This window comes from Enhydrobacter sp., from assembly GCA_025808875.1.
Classification (GTDB): domain Bacteria; phylum Pseudomonadota; class Alphaproteobacteria; order Reyranellales; family Reyranellaceae; genus Reyranella.
Window position 1 is genome coordinate 2,987,652 of sequence record CP075528.1, and the last position, 23,024, is coordinate 3,010,675.

General features: G+C 64.2%; 22 protein-coding genes. 5 read left to right on the forward strand and 17 right to left on the reverse strand.

Annotated elements, in window-relative coordinates; all coding sequences use genetic code 11:
- Nucleotides 1-93: 93 nt before the first annotated feature.
- The 13 genes from cax to ppk2 form a co-directional block, all read right to left on the reverse strand.
- Entirely contained in the window at nucleotides 94-1,143 is a 1,050-nt protein-coding gene (cax, locus tag KIT25_14845; protein UYN93332.1) for a calcium/proton exchanger, read from the reverse strand.
- A gap of 11 nt (nucleotides 1,144-1,154) precedes the next feature.
- Nucleotides 1,155-2,867 (reverse strand): sulfate permease, encoded by a 1,713-nt coding sequence (gene sulP, locus KIT25_14850; protein UYN93333.1) that lies wholly within the window; start codon nucleotides 2,865-2,867, stop codon nucleotides 1,155-1,157.
- A gap of 156 nt (nucleotides 2,868-3,023) precedes the next feature.
- Nucleotides 3,024-3,245: a hypothetical protein gene (locus KIT25_14855; GenBank protein UYN93334.1), complete on the reverse strand. Its 222-nt coding sequence runs from the start codon at nucleotides 3,243-3,245 to the stop codon at nucleotides 3,024-3,026.
- Nucleotides 3,246-3,295: 50 nt separating this feature from the next.
- Complete coding sequence (locus tag KIT25_14860; GenBank protein ID UYN93335.1) at nucleotides 3,296-3,811, reverse strand: GNAT family N-acetyltransferase; 516 nt, start codon at nucleotides 3,809-3,811, stop codon at nucleotides 3,296-3,298.
- 64 nt (nucleotides 3,812-3,875) lie between these two features.
- Nucleotides 3,876-5,291, reverse strand: coding sequence for a DUF2252 domain-containing protein (locus KIT25_14865; GenBank protein UYN93336.1), 1,416 nt, complete (start codon nucleotides 5,289-5,291; stop codon nucleotides 3,876-3,878).
- A gap of 42 nt (nucleotides 5,292-5,333) precedes the next feature.
- Nucleotides 5,334-5,918 carry a hypothetical protein gene (locus KIT25_14870; protein UYN93337.1) on the reverse strand — a complete coding sequence of 195 codons (585 nt, stop codon included), beginning with the start codon at nucleotides 5,916-5,918 and terminating at the stop codon, nucleotides 5,334-5,336.
- Between the two features lie 11 nt (nucleotides 5,919-5,929).
- Nucleotides 5,930-6,721, reverse strand: coding sequence for an enoyl-ACP reductase FabI (gene fabI / locus KIT25_14875; protein UYN93338.1), 792 nt, complete (start codon nucleotides 6,719-6,721; stop codon nucleotides 5,930-5,932).
- Entirely contained in the window at nucleotides 6,718-8,865 is a 2,148-nt protein-coding gene (locus KIT25_14880) for a DUF3141 domain-containing protein (protein UYN93339.1), read from the reverse strand. Before KIT25_14880 ends, fabI begins: the two co-directional genes overlap by 4 nt.
- Before the next feature lie 54 nt (nucleotides 8,866-8,919).
- Entirely contained in the window at nucleotides 8,920-10,107 is a 1,188-nt protein-coding gene (locus KIT25_14885; protein ID UYN93340.1) for a patatin-like phospholipase family protein, read from the reverse strand.
- Between the two features lie 254 nt (nucleotides 10,108-10,361).
- Entirely contained in the window at nucleotides 10,362-11,039 is a 678-nt protein-coding gene (locus KIT25_14890; protein UYN93341.1) for a hypothetical protein, read from the reverse strand.
- Nucleotides 11,040-11,098: 59 nt separating this feature from the next.
- Nucleotides 11,099-11,266, reverse strand: a complete 168-nt coding sequence (locus KIT25_14895) for a hypothetical protein (protein ID UYN93342.1) — start codon at nucleotides 11,264-11,266, stop codon at nucleotides 11,099-11,101.
- Between the two features lie 102 nt (nucleotides 11,267-11,368).
- Nucleotides 11,369-11,803: a hypothetical protein gene (locus KIT25_14900; GenBank protein UYN93343.1), complete on the reverse strand. Its 435-nt coding sequence runs from the start codon at nucleotides 11,801-11,803 to the stop codon at nucleotides 11,369-11,371.
- A gap of 85 nt (nucleotides 11,804-11,888) precedes the next feature.
- Nucleotides 11,889-12,683: a polyphosphate kinase 2 gene (ppk2, locus tag KIT25_14905; protein ID UYN93344.1), complete on the reverse strand. Its 795-nt coding sequence runs from the start codon at nucleotides 12,681-12,683 to the stop codon at nucleotides 11,889-11,891.
- 55 nt (nucleotides 12,684-12,738) lie between these two features.
- Between ppk2 and KIT25_14910 the strand changes: the two genes are divergently transcribed.
- The 4 genes from KIT25_14910 to KIT25_14925 all read left to right on the forward strand — a co-directional run bounded on the left by KIT25_14910 (nucleotide 12,739) and on the right by KIT25_14925 (nucleotide 18,076).
- Nucleotides 12,739-13,686 (forward strand): bile acid:sodium symporter, encoded by a 948-nt coding sequence (locus KIT25_14910; protein ID UYN93345.1) that lies wholly within the window; start codon nucleotides 12,739-12,741, stop codon nucleotides 13,684-13,686.
- Nucleotides 13,683-14,969, forward strand: a complete 1,287-nt coding sequence (locus KIT25_14915) for a DUF2254 domain-containing protein (GenBank protein UYN93346.1) — start codon at nucleotides 13,683-13,685, stop codon at nucleotides 14,967-14,969. The genes KIT25_14910 and KIT25_14915 overlap by 4 nt, the downstream gene beginning before the upstream one ends.
- Nucleotides 14,970-15,058: 89 nt before the next feature.
- On the forward strand, nucleotides 15,059-16,669 hold the full coding sequence (locus KIT25_14920; protein ID UYN93347.1) for an L-serine ammonia-lyase: 1,611 nt from the start codon (nucleotides 15,059-15,061) through the stop codon (nucleotides 16,667-16,669).
- Between the two features lie 15 nt (nucleotides 16,670-16,684).
- Complete coding sequence (locus KIT25_14925) at nucleotides 16,685-18,076, forward strand: OprD family outer membrane porin (protein UYN93348.1); 1,392 nt, start codon at nucleotides 16,685-16,687, stop codon at nucleotides 18,074-18,076.
- Nucleotides 18,077-18,088: 12 nt separating this feature from the next.
- On the opposite strand, the gene KIT25_14930 is transcribed toward KIT25_14925, so the two are convergent.
- Nucleotides 18,089-18,709 (reverse strand): helix-turn-helix domain-containing protein, encoded by a 621-nt coding sequence (locus KIT25_14930; protein ID UYN93349.1) that lies wholly within the window; start codon nucleotides 18,707-18,709, stop codon nucleotides 18,089-18,091.
- A gap of 200 nt (nucleotides 18,710-18,909) precedes the next feature.
- Nucleotides 18,910-19,713, reverse strand: coding sequence for a polyphosphate kinase 2 (locus KIT25_14935; GenBank protein UYN93350.1), 804 nt, complete (start codon nucleotides 19,711-19,713; stop codon nucleotides 18,910-18,912).
- 101 nt (nucleotides 19,714-19,814) lie between these two features.
- Between KIT25_14935 and KIT25_14940 the strand changes: the two genes are divergently transcribed.
- Complete coding sequence (locus KIT25_14940; protein UYN93351.1) at nucleotides 19,815-20,753, forward strand: tripartite tricarboxylate transporter substrate binding protein; 939 nt, start codon at nucleotides 19,815-19,817, stop codon at nucleotides 20,751-20,753.
- 64 nt (nucleotides 20,754-20,817) lie between these two features.
- On the opposite strand, the gene KIT25_14945 is transcribed toward KIT25_14940, so the two are convergent.
- Together KIT25_14945 and KIT25_14950 are read right to left on the reverse strand one after the other, a co-directional pair.
- Nucleotides 20,818-21,729 (reverse strand): DUF2950 domain-containing protein, encoded by a 912-nt coding sequence (locus KIT25_14945; protein UYN93352.1) that lies wholly within the window; start codon nucleotides 21,727-21,729, stop codon nucleotides 20,818-20,820.
- The gene (locus KIT25_14950; protein UYN93353.1) at nucleotides 21,726-23,021 is read right to left on the reverse strand and encodes a DUF3300 domain-containing protein; all 1,296 of its coding nucleotides are present in this window, start codon (nucleotides 23,019-23,021) and stop codon (nucleotides 21,726-21,728) included. Before KIT25_14950 ends, KIT25_14945 begins: the two co-directional genes overlap by 4 nt.
- Nucleotides 23,022-23,024: the final 3 nt, after the last annotated feature.

Here is a 23,024-nt window from a genome sequence, read left to right on the forward strand (position 1 = left end):
GCAGGCCTTCGACCGATCGCCTTGCCCCGAGAGATCGAGACATCGAGTGGCGAGACGCATGTTCAGCTCGCCTCCCTCCGGCCGAACCGCCCGCTAACCGGGATTCGGCAGAAAGAAATAGGCGAGACCGAAGATCAGATAGACCGCGAGGAGCTGAACGCCCTTCAGCCAGTCGGAACGACCATCGCTCGCGACTTGCGCCGTGATCAGGACAGACAGGAGCACGATCAACACGAAGCCGCCCTGAACGGCCAGATCCATCGGGCCCGGTCCGAGGACCAGGCTGACCAGCACCAGGATTGGCGCCACGAACAGCGCGACCTGCACGCTCGATCCGATGGCGATCGAAAGCGACAGATCCATGCGATTTTTCATGGCCATGGTGATCGCGGTCGCATGCTCGGCCGCATTGCCGAGAATGGCGACCACGAAGACCGCTACGAACGCGGTACCGAGACCGATGGATGCAGACGCCGGCTGGATCGCCGCCACCAGGATTTCGCTCATCCACGCGATTGCCACCGTGCTTAGGGCCAGGATGAGGCCGGCCTTTCGCACCGTCCACACGGACTGCAGCTCGCCTTCCTGCTCGGCTGCGTGGGAACCGGAGAAGAGAGAAGCATGCGTACGCAGCGAGAAGGTGAGAAAGAGGCCGTAGACTACCAGCAGCACGACCGACATGCCGACGCTGAGCCAAAGCAGGCTCGGCGTGCCTTCCGCGCCCACGGCCTCCTGATACGCGGCCGGCAGGATCAGGGCGATGGCGGCCAGGGTCAGCATCGTGGCCTGGGTCCGTGCGCCGTCGGCATTGAAGCGCTGTTCGCGGTGTCGCAGCCCACCGGCCAGCATGGCCGCGCCGAGCACCAGCAGAATGTTGCCGACGATGGACCCGACGATGGACGCCTTGACGACATCGTGGAGACCTGCGCGAAGGGCCGCCAGCGCTATGATCAACTCGGCGGCGTTGCCGAACGTGGCGTTGAGCAGCCCTCCGACTCCCTCCCCCATGCGCGCCGCGAGGTGCTCGGTCGCCCGGCCCATCCAGCCGGCCAGCGGCAGGATCGCGAGACCGGCGGCGGCAAAGATAGCCAAGTGTTGCGTCGGCACGACATGCTCGAGGCCAACGGCGACCGGAATGAACACGAGAAGCCAGTTCATCCCGACAGGCCTCCTCGACCCTCGCTCGCGACCCGAAAATCCTCCCGATCGATCCAATCGACGTCATGGGTCTCGAGATAGTGATCAACCGCCGCGCCGAGCGTCGGGAAGAAGCGCTGCTCGCCGAACAGATCGAAGATGCCGAAGCGCCTGAGCTTGTCCTTCACCGGATCCTTGAGCTCGGCGAAACACAATTCAATCCCATCCGCGCGCAAGGTCCCTTCGAGCTCGACGAGGGCATCGGCTGACGTGACGTCGATGCTCGTCACCGGTTCGGCGGCGACGACGAGCCGCCGCACGGGGGTAGGCGAGGTGGCGACCGCGTCGAGAACTCGCTCCTGGAAAAACTCGGCGTTGGCGAAGAACAACGGTGCATCCCAGCGGAACAGCACCAGGCCCGGTATGCGGCGCGCACCCGGGTAGCGCGCGACATCGTGGTACCCTCTGACACCGTCCGCGCGGCCGAGAATCGCCGAATGAGGGCGCCAGCCATCCCACAGGAATTCGACGATCGCGAGCACGATCGCAAGGCCAATACCCGGTATGGCGCCCAAGGTCGCCACGCCAGCGAAGCAGACGATGGACAACCAGAACTCCCATGGCTGGACGCGATGGATCCGGCGGAGGTCGGCCACCTCGATCAGCCCTATCGCGGCCACGATCACCACAGCTGCCAGCGCGGTAGAGGGGAGATGCTGCAGAAGATCGGGCGCAGCCACGAGGAGCAGCGCCACAGCCAACGCGCCGACGACTCCGGTCAGTTGGGTCTTCGATCCCGCGGATTCGGCAACTGGCGTACGCGACGCGCTGCTGCTGATGGGAAAGCCCTGGAAGAAGCCGGCGGCGAGGTTGGCCGCGCCCAACCCGACCATCTCCTTGTTGGGATCGACATAGGCACCCATTCGTGCGGCGTAGCTGCGCGAGAGCACGCTGGTATCGGCAAAAGACACCAGCGCCACCGCCACTCCGCCCAACAAGACAGGTGCAACGTCGCTGCGACCGATCCACGGAATGGTGAATGCAGGAAGCCCCTGCGGCAGCGGTCCGAGAACGGCGACACCGGCTTGTCCCGACAAATCGAGCGCGCCGACCACGAGCGTCGCAGCAACTACTGCGATCAGCACGCCCGGCAAGCGCTTGCTCCCCTTTAGCAGAAAGAGTGTGGCCAGGGTGCCGACACCTATGAGCAACGTCACCGCGTTGACCTTGCCATCCAGCACCGCCTCGCCGATCTCCAACAGGCTGCGCAGCGGTCCCTCGGCGTCGATGGAAAACCCCATCAGCTTGGGAATCTGGCTGATCAACACGGTCAGCGCGATCCCGTTCATGTAGCCATATCTGATGGGCTTGGACAGGAGCTCAGTGATGAAACCCAGCCGCGCCACGCCGGTCAGGATGCACACGATCCCCGAGACAATGGCCATCATGCCGGCGAGCGACACAGCTCGCGCCGGATCGCCACCGGACAGCGGCAGCACGACGGCAAGGATGATCGCGGCCAGCGAAGAATCCGGACCGAGCACGAGTATGCGGCTCGGTCCGAACAAGGCATAGGCCAGCAGCGGCACGATGGTCGCATAGAGCCCGTAGATGCCCGGCACGCCCGATGCCACGGCGTAGGCGATGCCGACCGGCACGAGCATCGTCGTCAGCACCAGGCCGGCAGCAATATCATGAGGCAGCCAGGCGATCCGGTAGCCTCGCAACATGCCGACGCCCGGTAACCAGGCTAGCCAGGCCGAATCGTCGGCTCGCCGGAGGGGCGGCACGCGCTCATCCTCCTTTTCATGTTCATGCCAGCAATCCTATTGGCCGCATCGCCATCGGGCCTTGAGAAATGTCAGGTCGGGTCGAGAACGCCCGACCTATTCGTCGCACATCTCCAGAATCAGAAGATCGATCCTCGTCAATGCGGCCCCGAGGTCGCTTTCCTGTTTCGAATCCAGGGCCGCGGCGGCCTGCTTCAGGGCGCCCTCCCAGTCGTCAACGGGTACACGGAGAGGGTTCTCGGTCGGCACGGACGCAAGCCGCTCAATCAACTTCAGGCGCTCGGAGAGCGTCGCGGCAAGATCGGAGGATTCAGACATAATTCGCTACTTCATTGCAGGCTTCTAGCAGTCAGCCACGGCGACTACGCTCACAGGGCGAGCGTCAGGTGAACCACCCCGCGCTCCCGGCGGGTCGTGATGGCAAGGCCGCAGCGTTCGAGTACCTTGAGCATGGGCGCATTCCCGGGCAGGACCTCGGCAACGAACTTTTCGAGACCTGCGGCTCGGGCAATCCCGATCAGATGACCGATCAGGTGCGTGGCGATGCCCTGCCCCTGATGTGCATCGTCAATGGCAAACGCCAATTCGGCGGTACCACGTCCGGAGACGATGTATCTCGCGCCACCCGCTATAATCTTTCGTCCGCCCTCATCGACCACGGCCACCAGTGCCACATGGTTGGTGAAATCGATGTTCAGAAAAAAGTCGATCTCACGATCGTTGAAGCTGCTCTTCGGCACAAAGAAACGACGGTACAGCGTTTCCCTGCTGAAGCGGCCGACAGCATCGAGCATCTCCCCACGATCGTCGGGCCTCAAGGCCCGGATGTACAGCTCTGTCCCGTTGCGCAGCCGCTCTGAGGCGCTATAGGCGGCGACGTTCAAGGCGTCTCCACCCGCTCCGGAGTCATTCCGACGGCGCCGCACCGGGGCAAAGTTGCAGCACTCGTCATCCCTGGGCTTCGAGGATCGCCTTGACACGGCCCTCACGCACCGCCTTGACGAAACCTCGGTAGTCGCGCTGAACCTGATCGGCGTACTCGACGGCAAACTCACCTACGGCCTCGTCGGTGACGTCGCTCGAACCCATGTAGCCCGCGATCATGGCGGCATCCCCAGAGCGGGCATGCGCGCGCGCTAGAGCCCAGCCGCAGACCCGGCCGTACGCCCTGAGGTCGCCGGCGCTGAAATCCTCGATGATCGCGCTCATCTTCATGTCGCGCAGCTGGCGGACGTAGAAATCCCGACCCGCGGCGCCGCGACCCCATCCCAGAAAGAGGTCACTGGCCGATTGCATCAGCCGCTGGCCGGCGACGACGCGCTGACCATGGTTTGAGTAGGCACTCGCCCCGGCATAAGGCTCCAGGACGGACGGAAGAGCCTCCTTGACTTGCAGAAAAATGGGGTCGCTGTCCGATGCCATAAAGAGCGCGACCGTGCACATCGTTCCGACGCTCCCAACACCCACCACCTTCAGCGCCAGGTCGCAGAAATGGAAGCGATCAAACAGCACGCGTACATGGTCGCCCAGCGACTCGCGGTAGGCCGCTATCGCATCCTGGTAGTTCGACTCCACACCCGGCATCTGCTCCGGAGTAGGATGGAAGATCAGCGGCGGATCGTCCTTGATCTTCGGGGCAGACCCGACATGTTCCACCAACTTCGGAAACAGGAACTCCGGCGTGTTCTTCTCGCGCACCTTCTTCAGTCGCTGCTCGATGCGCCCGCGGATTTCCTCGTTCTCCGACTCGACCTCGCGAACGAAGCGCTCGATATCGATCGCATCGTACCAGACGTCCAAGGCACGCATCTCGGCGTAGTCGGCGATGTGCTCGCGGTAGGAACGCAGGGTCGCGGCGACGGCGCGAGCCGAGTCGCTTTCGGCCAGCCGAATATGCCGTCCTGCAAGGACGACGCTGACCGCCAGCCTCTTGAGATCCCACTCCCAGGGTGCCGGCAGGGTCTCGTCGAAATCGTTGATGTCGAAGACCACGCGCCGCTCCGGCGTGGCGAATCCGCCGAAGTTCGACAGATGCGCATCGCCGCAGGCTTGAACCTTGATGCCTGAATGCGGCGTGGATGCCAAGTCGGCGGCCATCAGGCCCGCGGAGCCCCGATAAAATGCGAAAGGCGACTGCGCCATGCGGCCGAAGCGGATAGGGATGAGATCGGGCAACCTGCCACGATTGGAGTCGTGGAGGATGTCGATCGGGTCGCGCCGATCCCTAGGCCGCTTCCAATGCACCTGATCTTCGCGCGGGTTCTTTTCTCGCAGCGCCTTGCCCTCGGCACGCCTTTCGTCGGGCGAGCGGTAGCGCGGCCCTGGGGATGCCGTGTCCTGCTTGGTCTCTGCCGGAGTATCCATGATCAGGTGAACCTCTTGTTCCTGGGCATCGTCGGCCTACCGTCACCGCCGCGGTGCGATGGAGACCACCGCCAACTGGGAGGCGACCAGAGTCAGATTGTCGCCGGGTTTGACGCGCGGAAGCTGCTCGCGCCCTTCGGTGGTCGTGACGTTGTAGGTACGGACGGGCCCGCCCTGCGGCTCGACCAGACTTATCGTTCCCGCCGCCGGATCCACGCCGGTCACCCATCGTGTCGCCACCACCTGCGCGGCGCCTACCCCTATCACGCTTCTGCCGGCGACAGAGCCTTGCGCAACCATCGTCTCACGATCCCTCGGCGGTCGGGCGTCGGGCCCGGACAGAACGAAGCTCACCCTATCCTCGATCCCGAGAGTGACCCATTCACCGACCCGCGCGGCGGCGAAGGCGGTATTGGCCGGAGAGATCTCGAAGGTGCGCTGCCTTCCGTCGACAAAGGCCAAGGTGGCTGTCCGCGCGCCGCTGTCGACAGACGCGATGCGCGCCTCGTCATAAAAGCGACTGACGGTCTGAATACCGACAATCGGCTGACCTTGCGACTGGGCAAAGGCCCCAGACAGGCAACCGGCGGCAACTGCGGCAAAAATCAGAAAGCGGCGCGTCAGCATGGTCGTTCCCCTCAAGCAACGATGTTGGCACCGCCGTCGACGTAGACGGTACCGCCCGTGACCCGGTGCGCGAACGGAGTGGCGAGGTAGGCGCAGGTCCAGCCGACATCCATGATGTCGACCAGTTCGCCGAGCGGCGCCTTCTGCGCGGCCTCGTTCAGCAGCAACTCGAAATCCTTCAGACCCGATGCCGCCCTCGTCTTGAGCGGGCCCGGCGAAATGGCATGCACCCGGATCGCCCGCGAGCCGAGTTCGTAGGCCAGATAGCGGCACGACGCTTCCAGAGCCGCCTTCACCGGGCCCATGACGTTGTAGTTGGGCACGACGCGGTCGGCACCGTAGTAGCTCATGGTGAACATGGTCCCGCCATCCTTCATCAAGGGAGCCGCAAGTCGCGCCATGCGGATGAAGGAATGGCACGAGACGTCCATCGCCTTGGCGAAGCCCTCGGCCGAGCAATCGAGCAGGCCGCCCCGCAGATCGTCGAGCGGAGCGAAGGCGATCGAATGGACGAGAATGTCCAGGCGGCCCCAGTGCCGCTCGATCTCGCCGAACACCGCCTCCAGTTGGCCGGATTGGCTGACATCGAGCCTCATCATGATCGACGCGCCGAGGTCTCTCGCCAGCGGCTCGACATGCGGACGTGCCTTGTCATTCAGCCAGGTAACGGCAAGGTCGGCGCCGGCGGCATGAAAGGCCCGCGCGCAGCCATAGGCGATCGACTGGTCGTTGGCGACGCCGACGACCAGCGCCTTTGCCCCCGTCAGAACGGGACGAATCTTCGGATCGATCTCGCTCGTCATCGGGCCTCTGTCGCAAAAAGCTCTTCGATGCGGGCAAGTCTGCGGGCACCCGCCTCGTCGAGTGGGTCCCGCGCACCCAGCACGCGATGCAACGCCTCCAGCCCGGCCCGTCGCATGGCTTCGCTTTCGGGCAACAGCCGGGGAATGGCGCACACGGCGCGCTCCTCGTCGAGACGAAGCAACATGTACTGCTCTCTCAGACAGGCCTTGAGCTCGGGCAGAGTCATGCGCTTGTTGATCGGCTGCATGGCACGGACGGCCTGCAACATCGAGAAGCCGCGTTCGTCGACGCCGCCCTGCGGCAGCCGTACGTGGATCAACGCGCGCAGCACGGCCTGCGGCAGGCCTCCCACTTCGTAGCGACTTTCCAGCTCGGCCCGTAGCCTCGCCTCATCGGCCTCGCGCGCCAAGTCGCGGGCCGCGCGTCGGCCGCTCGAGGCCGGCTCGCCTTCCAGCCCCACGGCGGCTTGCAGCAACGGAGAGCCGTAGACACCGAGAAACATCGCCTCGGTGGTGGCGTCGCGTATCAGACGATAGCTCTCCCAGCAGGTCGATATCCAGCCCGCCATGGCGCGCTCGGCCGACAGCAGGGGATTGTCGGGCGACACCGGTCGTCGCTGTTGGCGGACCTGCTCGGCCAGCGCCTTCACCGGAGGCATGAAAGGATTCTGATCGGAGAAGGCAGCGAAGCGTACCCGGTTGGGGTGAAGCTGTCTCAGCAGGTCGGCCGTGGTGTCGTTCGCCAGGGCACGCACCGTCGGCTGCGCCAGCGTGCGATACATGCCGAGGTTGATCTCCGAAAGCCGGGCGACGGCGGCGAAGCGCTTGTCGTCCGCTTCGCTGTTGGCGCCGAGTTTGCGGATGTCGTCGAGGGTACGCGCTTCCAGTCTGAAGAGATACTTGCCGTGGATGAGGTCGAGATGGACGGTGTCCTCGCCAACCTCCTCGATCACCGCTTCGTACAGGCCGGGCGGCATCAGGTCGATCATCTCGATACAGGACGCGAACTCAGCATGCTCCTTGGCCGCAACCTTGCCCGAAACGAAAATGCCGAGATGACCGATCGTCTGGTGCAGGCAGTAGACGATCGTCTGGCCCGTCGACACGAGGTCATCGTCGCTGTCGTACAGGTCGGTGACCCAACCCAGCGCCTGCTGCGGCGGGGTGATGTTGTCGCCCCACGAGCACAGCACGATGATCGGCGACTTGATGTTGCGCAGGTCGAGCCGCATTCCGGTCGAGGTGCGAATCTCGCCGGCGCTGAGCTTGTTGCCGACAAACAGGTTGTCGGCGATCCACTGCATTTCGCCCGCGTTGAGCAGGACAGGCATGCCCCACCACGTCTCGAAGTCGAGGAAGCGAGCGGCCTCGGTGTCGACCTTGGAGTAGAGATTGTAGGGCTTTTCCCAGTAGGTGTTGGCCGGGTTGAGGGACTCGAAATTGCCGACCAGGTTGGCGCCATCGAAGATGCCGCTTCCGACATCCCCCGCGAGCGCCGTGAGCCAGGTGCCGCCCAGCGTCCCACCGAGATAGCGCATGGGATTGCGTCCGCGCACGCCCGCCCAGTAGGACAGCGGAGACCCCGCCAGCAGGATCGGCCCGGTGAGGTCGGGATGCAGCGCCGCCATCATCATGATCTGCCATCCCGCCTGGCAGTTGGCGACGACCACGGGCTTGCCGTCGGCTTGCGGGTGGCGCGCGGCGACCTCCGCGATGAACGCGGCCTCGGCCTGACAGACATCCTCGATCGTCTGGCCCGGTTCGGGCCTGGGCAGGAAGCCGATGAAATAGCAGGCATGCCCCGCCGCCAGGGCAACGCCGATCTCGCTCTCCTGCTTCATGCCGCCGATGCCGGGGCCGTGACCCGCACGCGGATCGACGACGACGAAGGGCGGCTTGGCAGGATCGATAGGAGTGCCGGCCGGCGGCTTGACCTGCACCAGAACGTAGTTGACCGGTCGGGCGAGCGCGCGTCCGTCGCGCACGACCTCGAACTCGAATTCAAGCACATGCGGCGCCGTCCGTGCGCGCTGCCCCTCGTAGATGTTGCCCCGTTCGCGCAACACGTCGAGCGTGAGGATCGAGCGTTGCCAGACGTCAGTCCAGTATTCCTGGAGAAAGTCGAAATTCAGGTTGCTGGTCATGGGAACCCTCGGTGCTGTCCTAGCGCCCGTCGCCCGGTCCGTCGTTGATTGAAGTCAAGGGGTCGACCGCTCCAATACCGGCGGAAGCTTGTGCCAGCCGCCGCCCGACTTTCCCTGGCGATAGCCGTAGTCATAGAGAGACTGCATGTACTTCTGATCGAATTCGGCGTCCTTCGTGGCGGTGAAATCGGCCCCTATGTAGGCCAGGTTGTAGTCGACGCCGTCGCGCCTGCTGATGAAGTACAATCGCAGCACGTCGTTGTGGCCGCTCGCTGCCAGCATGGTGCTGATGGCACGGGTGGCGATCGTGATGGTTCTCCGCTCCGCCATCGCGTAGTCGGGATCGAGGCGGGCGTTGCGGACCACCCAGGCGTGGCGCTCACGCTTGATGCCATGTCGGGCCAGCTCGATCGAGGGCGGGTAGAGGAACATCTGTGCGATGGCTCCGCCGTCGACGTGCAGCTCCTGATACTTCTTGCCGTCGAGTTCGACGTCGATCAGCACCGGCTGGAAGGCGCCAGGGATGGCGGCCGAGGCGCGCAGGATCTTGCGCACAAGGTCGAGCGCGCCGGGGTGGCCACTGGCGGCGATGTTCCCGATGTTCCAGATCACGGGGCGTTGCGAATCGAGGTCGGTGGTTCCGATCAGCAGCAGCCGCCCACGCAGATGCTCGCGCGCGATGGCATCGAGAAGTTGCTGGTCGGCATGCTTGGCGATCACTTCCGACAGCGGCGTGGTGTCGGCCATGGCATCGTCGAACAGCGCCGCCGACAGCCCGCGGAAGCGATAAATGCGATCCGCCGTCATGGTCGTGTAGACTTCGCGCAACGCCCCATCGTAGGCGGGCCCGAGGAAAGCGAAGGGCGCAATGAGCGCGCCGGTGCTGACACCGGTCACGCCCTTGAACTCCGGTCGCGTCCCCGCCTCGCTCCATCCGTTGAGCAGACCGGCGGCGAAAGCGCCGTTGTCGCCGCCGCCGGAGACTGCGAGATAGTGCACCGGCGGCAGCCGTCGACGGGCACCGGCCGGCAGTGCATCGAGCTCGCGCTGCAGGGCCACCGACGCCTCGGCAATCATGGCCCGCGGATCGCCGTCTGCATAGAAACGCGCATTGGGGATACCGAGCGGCTGGGCGCGCTCGGTATCCCCACGCGGCACCGCCGGACCGCGCTCGAGGGCCGAGCACCCGGCCATGCCAAGGCCCATCGCAAACCACAGTATCAGCGCCGCTACACGGATCATGAGCCGGCCTCCCCGCCGCATCGAATGTTCACATGTCGCGGGGCATCGCAGCCTTGATAATTCTCAACGCCGTCGTGGGTCGCACTGTATGGAGCGATACGTCGCGGTAGAAGGCGCGCCCGTCCTGCGCTTGCGGCACCGGTTCGGGCCTGTCCCGGTCCCGTCGTGCTCGTGTCACGCCACACGGCCGACGACGCGATCGGGAGCCCTCTTGCCCGACGGCAAGCCCGGCCCCGACCGCAGGTGCCTCGCAATCAGCGGATAATCGCGATCTTGAAGGCCGTCTGCACACTGTAGACGGCCGTGAGGTTGTCACCGGGCTTGAGGGTGGCCAGAGCTGCCTTGCCTTCGTCGCTCACGATCTGCGGCAGGCGGATGACCTCGCCACTGTCCGGCGCCGGAGCGTCGGGCTCGCCCGACGAGGCATTGACGATGTAGACGAATCCGGCCGCGGGTTCGGTCTTCGTCACCATGCCGGTCATCTTGAACAGCCGGATCTGGCTCTTGCTGCCCGGAAGGCCCTCGATATAGGCGTTTTCCTTGACCATGGCATCGGCGCGTGCCGTCACCTGCGGTGACGTCTTGGCGACCAGGAAATCGACATAGTCGTACCAGTGAATGTCGACGGTCTGGCCGACCTGCAGTTCGTTGTAGCCGTTGCCGCCAAGGAACAGGGTCGAGGACTTCACGACCATGTCGGCAGCCTTCATCTTGACGCGCCCCTGGTCCGGCCAGATGACCACGAGCCCGCGCGTCTTGGGATCGAGGCTATGGATGCTGCCGCGCTTGAAGTTCTCGAAGCGCTTGGCGACGTACAGGTTTCCAAGGTCGCCGGCTGCCAGAGCAGGCGTGGCGAGCGCCGGCAGCAACGGTGCGGCCAAGGCCGCCCCCGCGAGATACCTGGCTGCCGAGCGGCGGCTAATCGCGATCATGATCTGTCTCCTCTTTCGACATCTGGCCGGAAGGTCTGCTCCCCGGCCGGTTACAAGCGTCATTGCGTCTGCACGGACGAGACGCGGGCGATTTCGATGGCATTGCGTTGCAAACTGTCGATCGATTGCCACTCAAGGACCAGAACGCCTGCGACGAGTAACGCGATGAACACAACACTTGTCAGCACACGATCATTGTCCGGCGACGTGTAAGTCCAGTTCGACATTTTTCTTTGTTATCTCGCGCGAGCCCCCCGGTCCTTGATCTGAGTCAACCGGCCTGCACGATCGCTTCGTTGCAGGTCACCGACCTCGTCGAATGGTGGAAGTCAGTCCCAACCGAGGATCACGCCGACGTCGCCGCGCAGGCCGCCCGCCCGATCGACAATCTCGTACTTGAGGTGATAGCCCTGATCCTTCAGTCGCCGTTCCCAGAACTGATAGATCTCCTTCGGGATGCCGGTAAGGGTCTGTTCCCAGCCCGGCTCGCCCTGATCGATCGCGCGTCCGTTGTCCGTGCAGAGATGATTGGGAAAGCGGAAAACCTGGACGTGAGTCAGGCCGTTCTCCACCGCCCGATTCACGATATGCACGACCTTCTCGATGACCTGATCGTCACTGAGGCCCGACGGCTTGCTGATGCGCGCGATGAAGGCCTGCTTCTCGGCATCGGCGGCCTGCTGCGCCTTGAGTGCAGCCGAAGCCCGGTCGCCCTCGATCTGTGCGATCTTGGACTGGAGGTCCCTGGCAGATGGCAACTTCATGACCGACTCCGATAGTGGTTTGCGATATTCCAAAGGCGCCGTGACGGGGCATTGACCAAAATCAAAAACTGCCCCTCAGGCACTCTCAGAAGCGTCGTTCGACGAATCTGCGCTTGGTCAGCGCCGCGGCATCGGCGTCGCCATCGATCTTCTTGCGTGGAGGCAACGCCACTGCCGACCGCTCCACCTTCTTGTAGGGAATGCGCGACAGGATATGGGATATGGCGTTCAATCGCGCCCGGCGCTTGTTGTTCGAATCCACGATGTACCAGGGCGCAAATTCGGTGTCGGTATGCTCGAGCATCAAGTCGCGTGCGCGTGAATAGTCGCCCCAGCGACTGAAAGACTCGGTGTCCATCGGACTCAGCTTCCACTGCCGGACCGGGTCATCGATGCGCGCGCGAAAACGCCGCTCCTGCTCGTCGGGACCGACCTCCAGCCAGATCTTGATGAGATTGATGCCGCCGTCGACGATGAACCTCTCGACGACCGGACAGAGCTCGAGGAAGCGTCGATGCTGTTCGGGCGTGCAGAAGCCCATGACATATTCGACGCCCGCTCGATTGTACCAGCTGCGGTCGAAGATCACGATCTCGCCGCCGGCCGGAAAGCGTTCGAGATAGCGCTGCATGTAGAGTTGGGACTTTTCCCGATCGGACGGCGGCGGCAGCGCGACCACGCGGAACACCCGAGGACTGACGCGCTCCGTAATGGCCTTGATGGTGCCACCCTTGCCGGCCGCATCGCGGCCTTCGAGAACGATAATGATGCGCTCACGCGACTGCTTGATCCAGTCCTGTACCGCGCAAAGCTGCTCCTGCAGCTTGCGCAGCTCCCGCTCGTAGTCCTCGCGGCGGATCTTCCCCTCCTTCTTGGCCATGGTTCCCCTCACAGTCTTGATCCCAGGACGATAGTGACGAGCCTTCCGGTCGTCCTTGACCATTGTCATTGTGAATGCGACCGCGCGACTGGAGTATTTCCGCCCAATCGACGACGAGCCCTTGGACCAGTTTCAACAATTCGCGGCAGCAGCCCTTCCACCGTTGCTGATCGTCTTCATGGCGGGAAACCTCGGCGCGATCGGCCTGGAACTCGACGTCCGTTCGGTGGTCCGTCCGCTCGGCGACCGCCGATTTCTCCTCCTCGTCATGGTGTGGAACTGGCTGGTTTGCCCGGCCCTTGCACTGGCCATCGTTCGGTTGCTGCCGATCGCCGACGCCTATGCCGTCGGACTGCTGCTGATCGGACTGGCGCCCGCCGCGCCCTTCCTGCCGATGGTCGTACGCCGTGCGGGCGGTGACCCCGGCCATACCGCGGCTTTCCTGCTCATCTCGGCTCTCGGAACGATCGCGCTCATGCCCCTGGCCCTGCCGGCGATAGCGCCCAGCCTCGAGGTGGACCGATGGACCATCGCGCGCCCCCTGCTCGCCCTGCTCCTGGCGCCGCTTTGCCTCGGCATGGCGCTGCGCGTCCTTTGGCCGGCCGTAGCGGCAACCCTGCGCAAGGGTGTGAAGTTCCTCGCCGATGCCTCGACGATCGGTCTGCTGATCGCGATCGTCACTGTCTATTTCAAGAGCTTTCTCGACGCCATCGGCAGCTTCGCGATCGCGGCCCATCTGATCTTTACGGTCGGGGTCCTCGCGGGCTCCTGGGCGAGCGCCCGGTCGCTCCCGCCGTCGCAAAGAAGCGTGCTCAGCCTTGGTGTCGGTACACGCAATTTCGGCGCCGCCTTTGCACCGTTGCTTGCAGGCGTGACGGATCCGCGGACGACCGTCATGATCGCGCTGGGCGTGCCCATCACGCTGCTGCTGACACTCGCGGTTGCCGGTCGGATGGGCCATCGGGCGGACGCGGCCGTCCCGGAAGGGGAGAGCAAGAGATGAGCTGGCTTTCGCGGCACCGGCTGCGGCGCTTCGTGAAGTATTCCTTCTGGTTGTTCCCGTCGCTCGCCGTCGTGGCGGCATGGGCAGTCGGTCGCTGTTTGGTCGCGCTTGCCGCAGACCTCGATCTCCGGATCATCGGCGAACACAATATCGACGGTGCCCGCGCCATGATCGGCGTGTTCGCCGCCTCGATGTTGACCTTCATCGTCTACACGGTATCGGCCCTGCTGCTGGCCGTGCAGCTCGCGTCCGGCCAGATCAGCCCGCGCCTGATCAGTCTCACCTTCGGACGGACCAGCACCAAGGCAGCCACCAGCGCCTTCGTCTTCTCCTTCGTGCTCGCCCTGGTCGCGCTCGCGAACCTGGCGGCGGGGAGCGAGCACGAGCTCCTCGTGGTAGTGGCAATCATCGCCAACATGGTGAGCATCGCCGTCTTCTTCTGGTTCGTCGAGGAACTAGGCACCAGTCTGCGTCCCGTCAGCATACTGCAGTTTCTCTTTTTGCAGGGCCGGGAGGCAATGGACAGTGTCTATGGTAGTGCCCCGATAAGCGACCAGTCACCATTCGACGAAAGCGCCGAGCTTCCGCAGCCGGAGCTCGGACGCACCGTGACACGGCGTGACTACTCGGGCACTTTCCTCGCATTCGGCCGGCAGGATCTCGTTGCACTGGCCACGAAGGCGGATTGCATCATCGAGCTCCTGCCGCAGGTCGGGGACTTTGTCTCGATCGAGGATCCGCTGGCGCGCATTTACCCCGCCGACGCCAGGATCGACGAAGAGACGATCAACAAAATGATGGCATTTGGCGCAGAACGGACCATGGAGCTCGATCCGACCTTTGCCCTGCGCATCATGGTCGACATCTGTTCGCGCGCCCTCTCGCCAGCCATCAACGATCCGACCACGGCCGTACTGGCGATCGACCAAATCCACCGACTGTTGCGCGTTGCCGGCTTGCGCAACATCGATATTGGAAGGGTTCACGGAACTGACGGCAAGCTGAGGCTGGTCTTTCCGACACCGAGTTGGGAGGACATGGTCGACTTGGCCGTAACGGAGGTCCGCCACTATGGAGCGTCCAGCCTGCAAGTGGCACGGCGTACCAAGGCGATGATCGAGCATCTGATCGCCGCCCTGCCCTCATCACGCGCTCCAGCGCTGCGACGCGAGTTGGTTGCAATCGAGAACAGCGTCGCCCGCATGTTTCCCGAGAGCGAGGATCGCCGGCGTGGTGGCACGGCCGACCTGCAGGGACTGGGTGGATCGCCACGACGAACGTGAGCTCGCCTCGCGCTATTTGACGAATCTCAATGCGGTTTCCCAACGGCCTCGCGACACTTGAACCTATCAATGCCGCGAGGGAGAAACGCATGGCAACGTCGCGCGACCGGGAAGGGCTGTTTCAGGAACTTCCGGAGCTCTCCAATGTGCCCGAGGGCATCGACCGCCGCGCTTTCCTGATGCGAAATGCCGTCATCGGCGCCGCGGCGGTCCTGACCGGGGCGGCATGGACCCAAGAGGCGCGTGCGCAGCAGGCGGCCAAGGAGGCAGCGCCTCCCAGGCCGTTCGGTGGGACATTCTCGCCCGACCTGAACGTCGCCAAGGCGGGCAAAGGGCCGGTGATGACCGTGGTCGAGGAGTTCTACAAGGTAGGCCCCGGGCCCTCGAGTTCGCATACGATCGGGCCGATGCGCATCACCTACGACTTCTACCAGCGTTGCGCCAAACTACCGGCGGCCCAGCTCGGCCAGGCCACCGGCCTGAAGGTGCACCTGTTCGGCAGCCTCAGCGCCACCGGCAAGGGGCATGGCACCGAACGGGCGGCGCTCGCGGGTTTGGTTGGCAAGGAGCCGGCTACTGTCGCCCCGGCGTTCCTCGACGAGATGGTGGCCAAGCCGCAGCAAAGCTATCCCGTGAAGCTCGGAGACAAGACCTTCAACCTGTCGCTCGCCGACATCATCTACGATTCGCCCAAGGGCGAGTTCCCCCATCCCAACACCATGACCTGCAAGCTCCTGGCGGGAGACAAGGTGCTCCACGAGCTCGAGTACTATTCGGTGGGCGGCGGCTTCATCGAGTGGAAAGGCTATGAGCCGCCCAAAAAGGGCCAACCGAAATATCCCTACGCCACGATGAAGGAACTGCGTCAGCACGCCGAAAAGAACAATCTGTCGATCGCGCAACTGATGATGGCGAACGAGGTCGCGGTGTCCGGCAAGACCGAGACCGAGATCAACGCCTTTCTCGACAAGATCGCCGGCGCCATGCTCGCCACCGTCAGGACCGGCCTCTCGCTCAAGGACGACGTTCTGCCGGGACCGATCAAGCTGCACACCAAGGCGGCGACCGTCTATGAGCGGGCGCAGGACGAGAAATACGAAAGCGACCGCGCCATCGCCCTGGTCTCGGCCTTCGCGCTGGCAGCCTCCGAGGAAAATGCCCGCGGCCATCTGGTCATCACCGCGCCGACCGGCGGCTCTGCCGGCGTCATGCCTGCCATCGTCTACGCGCTGAGCGAGAGCAAGCGGAAACTTTCGAGGGAGAAGATCCGCGAAGGCCTGCTGGCGGGGGCCGCCATCGGCTACCTCTGCAAGCACAACGCGACTTTGTCGGGAGCCGAGGGTGGCTGTCAGTCGGAGATCGGCGTGGCGTCGGCGATGTCAGCCGCCTTCATCGCGCAGGTTCATGGCAGTTCGCCGCAGGTGATCGAAAACGCCGCCGAATCGGCGCTCGAGCACCATCTCGGGATGACCTGCGATCCGGTCGCGGGCTACGTCCAGGTGCCTTGTATCGAGCGCTGCGCCTTCGGCGCGGTAAAGGCCTGGGTCGCCTTCATGATCGCGACCAACGAGATCGCCTCGCGCCATCGGGTCGATCTCGACACGACGATCAAGACCCTCGCCGATACCGGCCGGGACATGTCATCGAAATACAAGGAAACCAGCGAGGGCGGCCTCGCGGCCAACCTGGTTCTCTGCTGACGGCACGCCGCGGCGATGATCAACCGACTTCGACACCTCGCCACGATCGTCGTGGCGATCGCGGCGGCCGGCGTGGCGATGCCCGCCCAGGCGCAAAGCGCCAAGCAGGAGGAGCCCATCCCGGAGACGCCGGCAAAAAGCCTGACGGCGATTGAGCGTACCTTCACCACGCTGCCGGTGCCGGAGACGCTGACGCTGTTCCCCCAGATCCGGGAACAGCTCAAGGGTACATCGGCATTCCTGCGCGATTCCAAGGCCACGATCAATTTCCGCTCCTACTATCGCGACGAGGTGACGAACGCACCGACCGGGTCGGGGTGGCGGGAGGCGTGGGCGGCCGGCGGCTCTGTCGCCTTCGAGACCGGACGCCTGTTCGACCTGATCTCCGGCGGATTCGTGCTCTACACGTCCTTTCCGGTCTACGCACCGCTCGAGCATGACGGCACCGGTCTCCTAAAGCCGGGCCAACAGCAGTACGGCTCACTGGGGCAGCTCTACGGAAAGGTCCATGTGCACAAGGACCACGAGATTGTCGCCGGACGCTATCTCTACGACACGCCGTTCATGGGGCCGCACGACAACCGCATGTCGCCCAAGACGTTCTATGGCTACGTGCTGCATGGCACGTTCGGCGACGAGGCATCGGGAGGTCCTCACTTCCGCTACGGCGGCGGCTACATCGCAGCCATGAAGGAGCGCAATTCGACCGAATTCATTTCGATGGGCCGGTCTGCCGGCGCCCTCGAAGATCGCGGCACGGGCGTGTTCGGCGGTATGTTCGGGTGGGGGCCCGTGCGCATCGGCGCCATCGAGTACTACACGCAGGACGTCATCAACATCGCCTATGCCGAGGGCAAGTACGCCGCGGTTCTCGGCAATGGCTTCAGTGCCGCCCTGTCGCTGCAGTTCGCCGACCAGCGCAGCACCGGTGCCAACCTGCTGAACGGCGGCACGCCGTTCTGGACCAACCAGTTCGGCAGCCAGCTCCAGCTCGGCTGGAAGTCGGCCATCCTGACCGCCGGCTATTCGGTGGTGAACCCCGGCTTCAACATGCAGACGCCCTGGAGCGCCAATCCCTTCTACACCGATGCGCAGATCCTGGCCTTCAACCGTGCCGGCGAGAACACGGTGATGGTCGGCCTCTCATACGTGCTCAACGAACTGGGTTTGCCGGGAGTCGCGGCCTCCGTGTTCTACTTCAACGGCTGGACGTCGGCCGCGGCCGCCGGCGGTCCGCTCACCGAGTACGAGTGGAATTTCAATCTCGAATGGCGTCCGAACTGGAAGCCATTGCCGGGCCTCTGGCTCCGTGCCCGTTACGGTTTCTCGGCCACCGACCAGAACAACGTTCGTACCACGGTCGACGAAATCCGGCTGATCCTGAACTACGGCATCAAACTCTACTAATGTCCACGGCGGTCAAATCGTGACCTCCAGCATCACGAAATCGGCCAGCCTCTGGCGGTCGACGATCGCGACCTCGTCGTGGCCGATCAGGACGACAAAGCCACGATTCTTCAGCTTGGTGAATGCACGGCTCACCGTTTCGAGCGACAGGCCGAGATAGTCGGCAATCTCTTGCCGCGACAGGTTGAGCCGCAGCGGCGGCTTTGCGCCCATCCGATCGGCGTAGATGCCACTGAGCTGCAGCAGAAAATAGCCGACGCGCTCCGACGCCTTGAGCTGGCCGATCACCGCCATGCTTTCGCCCGTGCGGCGAAGCTTTTCCGTCATGTCCTCTGCCAATGCGCTCGCCAGGTCGGCATGCCGGGCGGCGAAGGCGGTGAAACGGCGGCGGTCGAAGCCACAGGCCTCGACGTCGGTCAGCGCGACGCCGCTGAAATGGTAGGTTCCATTGTGCTCTATGTATCCGCAGAGATCGCCGATCGTGTGGATGCCCACGATCTGGCGTCGCCCGTCCTCAAAAAGGCGGAAGATGGCAACAAGCCCCTTAGTCACCTTGTAGAAGTGGCCCGTCGGTGTGCCGGCTTCGAACAGGACGTCGCCCTTCGACCATCTGCGGGCGGCGCCCAACGCCAAGAGCTGGGCCAATCTCGGATCGTCCAGGGATTTGCAGATGCCGATGCGACGTCCCGGGCACAGATCGCACGGCAATTTCTGCCTCGCGTGTGTGACAAGCGATTGCGCTGAGGGTTTGAGTCCCGGCTGCCGGTGCTGGTACACCCAAATACGTTAGCATCGGTCAGGAGCCGCGTCTAATTTCGCACCGAAATATACAACTAATACCTGATCTCAACCAGACGTCGCTCTGCAAGAGAGGCATAGTCGTCGTACGCGCCCTCATCGTCGCGCTCCGGCAAGCGGCGCGGCGCGGCGTCGACTGTCTTGTACGGCACCTGTGAAAGAATATGGGCCAAGGCGTTGAGCACGCCACGCCTTCTGTCGTCCATGTGGACGATATGCCATGGCGCGAGGTCGGTATCCGTGTAGTCGAACATCAGGTCGCGCGCCTTCGAGAATTCGTACCATCTGCGACTGAGCTCGAGATCCACGTCTTCAACCTGCAAATTAAGCAGTGGATCCTGCAAGCAGGCGGCGAGACGCTCCTGCTGCTGTTCCGGACCGACCTCCAGCCATACCTTGATCAGCCGGATTCCCGTCTCGATGAGGAAGCGCTCGGCGACCGGACAGGTCTGCAGGAATTGACGATGCTCATCGGAGCTGCTTCGACGGATGACATACTCGGTGTTCGGCAGCCGGTACCAGCTCGGATTGAACAGAATGAGTTCTCCGGCTGCCGGCAAATGCCGGAAGAAGCGTTGCATGAAGGTCTGGCTGGCCTCGCGGGGTGACCGACTCGGCAGGGTCATCATCCGAAATATCCGGGGGTTCACGCAATCGGCGATCTTCCGAACAATCGTCCCGCGCCCCGCCGCCGTGCGACCCTCGAGGACCACGACGATCCGTTCGCCCGACAAACGAACCCATTCCTGCAGCCGACAATATTCGAGCTGCAGGTGCCTGAGCTCGATCGCGTACGCCTTGCGGCCGAGCGAATGCGGGGTAGAATCGATAGCCGTCATGGCAGCCTGCACGAGGCAGCGTATCGAGTGGGTAGTCGCATCGCTTTGACAATCATCAACCGGCAGGACATTCGGCCGTGGCTTCTTTATCGCGACGAAGCTTGCTCGCAACTGCCGCCGTGCCGCTCGCCGGTGCACACGCCCAGACATGGCCCTCCAAGCCGATTCGTCTCGTCGTCTCGGGCCCGGCCGGCGGCATCATCGACATCGGCGGGCGCGCCATCGTCGATCCCCTGTCGAAAGCGCTGGGCCAGCCGGTCCTGATCGACCTCCGGCCCGGCGGCAACGGCCTGATCGCGGCGCAGATCGTCATCGACGGGCCCGCCGACGGTCACTCGCTCCTGTTGACCGTGTCGGAGGTCGTGTCCTTTCAATACATGGTCAAGGTATCCTTCGACGTGATCCGGGACCTGACGCCGGTTGCCAGCATCGGCGAAGGCTCTGCGGTCATCTGCGTCGCCAAGTCCCTCCCCGTGTCGACCCTGCAGGAACTCGTCGACCATGCCCAACGGCATCCGGGGAAGATCAACTATCTCAACCCGGCCAACGGCACGCGCCAGCATCTCGTCGTCGAGCAGATCAAGAGCCGGTTCGGCGTCGACATGACGTCGATCCCCTACAGGGGCCTGCCACCCGGCCTGGTGGACCTGCTGGCCGAACGGATCGAGCTTGGGATCATCAGCACGTCGATCGTCTTGCCCTACATCATGACCGGCGCGGTCAAGCCGATCGCCGCCCTTGGCTCCACGCGCATCGTGAAACTGCCGTCGCTTCCAACCATGACCGAGCAGGGTTTCGGCGAGATGGAGATCGCATCGGTCCTGACCATCTTCGCACCACGCCGCGTGCAATCGTCGATCGTCGAGCGGCTGAACACATCTGTGACAACCGCCGTCGAAACGCCGGACGCCCGCGCCCGTCTCGCCGCCGGCGACATCGAGCCGATCACCATGAAGTCGGATCGTCTGGCCGCCTGGCTGCTCGCCGAGCGCGACCGGTTGCACGGGCTGATCACCCGGCTCGGCCTCACCTCCAGCTAAGAAGGATGCGATCCGGCTTTCGTCAGCCAGATCGTGGAGGCCATTCTCCCGGTCGCCGCGAATCTCAGGGATTCATGTCCGCCCTGTCCCAATTCTTGTCGGGATTGAAGGACTGAATGAGACTCGCTTCGCGTTCCGTATCCGGCCCCAGGTCGCGCTCGTAGACGTCGCCGGAGTGGCCGACCATGAACGTCATGACGCCGGATTCGCCGTAGCGAACCGGCCAGGCGATGACTGCAAAGCCTCCGAGCATACGCCCCTTGACGAGATACTCGTAGGCGCCGCCGGGAGCGTCCGGTCCCTGGCGGTAGAGCAGGCGAAACCGGTAGCCGTAGTATCCGTTGACCCGGGCATCGCCCAGCTGCGCCTTGGCGAGCAGCGGTCCGATCGGGCTGGGCGGCTCGTCGGGTTGGGTGTCCCAATAGAGCCCGTTCTTCGCGCCGGGCGAACTCAACAGGCGCCTCGCATAGACGGGGCTGCCGGTCTTCATCGGATCGCGTGCTGCGTACTCACGTTGAGCATCCACGATGGCTAGCAACGTCTGAACGACCGCCAGTTCATTGTGTCCGATCGTTCGCGCCTGTACTTCGAGATGCCCAGCCTCAACGTCGAACCACCAACTCCCGTCCCGTCGCACGATGGGGATAGGCAACGTCCATCCGGTGGTGCCTACGCCGACGAGCACCTTGTCGTCGCCTACGGACATGAGTCGATGGCTCTCATCCCATGCCTTGACGAATTTGGCTCGAACCTCCTCCTCGTCATGAACGCGGCCAGGAACGAATTCCTGCCAATCCGAGCCAAGCATCGCCTGCACGGCCAAATCGTCGTCATTGCGGATCGCGGTCGCCAGAGCGTCGGCGGCGGCCTGCGCAGATGGGAAGGAGCGAAGAGCAGCAGGCGCCTGCGCCCGAGCCCGCGTCGCGACCGCGGCGCAGAGCGCCACAGCCAATAGTTCGCGTCGCAACACTCTCATCGACGGCCTCCTCCCCCTCCTCCGCGCGCACCGCCGCCGCCGGCACGCGCACCGCCGCCTGAGGGTCGAGCGCCACCACCGCCATGCGATCCCGCCCTGCTCTGCTGGGCTCGCCCCCGCTGAGCCTCGCGATTCACCTGCTGACCGCGATCGACTCCATCCAGCCCGCCTGAAGGCCTCTGCGCAGGCCCGGCACCACCGCCCGACGGACGTTGCGCGGCTCCGGGTCGTTGGCTTGGCGCACCACCACCGGAGGGCCGCTGGGCCGGACCTCCGGCGCCTTCGCCGCCGGGACGCTGCTGCCCGGCGCCTTCTCCCGGGCGAGGCCCACCGCCGTCCTGCCCGCGGAACTGCTGGCGGTGATCCACGCCGGGTCGCGATTGACCGTAGCGATCGCGGGCGGCGGTATCGCGATACGCGACGCCTCGACGATGATCGACATTGTGCTGCCAACGATTGCCGCTTCCGACTTTCGTCCGGTCGAAGTTGCGGTCGATGTTGGTCGCTCGATTGACGTTGACGTTGACGTAGCTGCTGCCACGGCCATACCCCCAAGCCCAGCCACCGAACAAGGCACCGGCGGCGGCAAATCCCAGCCCCCAGAGGAAACCTGTCGCCAGCGCACCGCCCAGCGGCCAGTAGTAGGGTGGATAGGCCGGGTAGGGCCAGCTTCCATAGACCCATGTCGGATTGTACGACGGCACGTAGACGACCTGCGGGTCGGCCGGCTCGATGACGATGATGCGGTCGCTACCCTGGGCTTGCGTGCTGACGACCTGTTCCTTGCCGGTCTTCAGGTTGCCGGCATCCGACGCGCGAGCCCGCAATCGCTGTATGGAATCGGCGACATCCGCTTCCTGACTGATCATCGCGTCGCCCAGATTCTGCGTCCACTGCAGCTGGTCGTTCATCTGGGCAAGGACAGGTGGAAAGGCGACGAGCGACTTCACGCTGGCGTCCCATCTCATCTGCTGGACTGCCGCGATCGCTGCGTCGCCCTTCACGTTAGGGTTGGTCTGCGACCAGCGCGCCGCCTCCACGACTTCGAGGGGGTAAGTCGCCGCCATCATGATCTGCGACAGCACTGCATCGGGATAGAGCGCGATCGGCGCCAGCATCTGGTCGAGTTCTTCCGGCGAAAACGGCGGCCGGTCGGCCTGGGCCGAGGCGGGCGCGACGGCGAGCGCGCCCCCCGCGAGCACCAACAGGGCCAAGGCACTGCGCTGGACCATCGCGTCCCTCTCGTCGGCTGGTGTTTGGCAGTCGATAGGATCGGGAATCGCATTGGACATGGC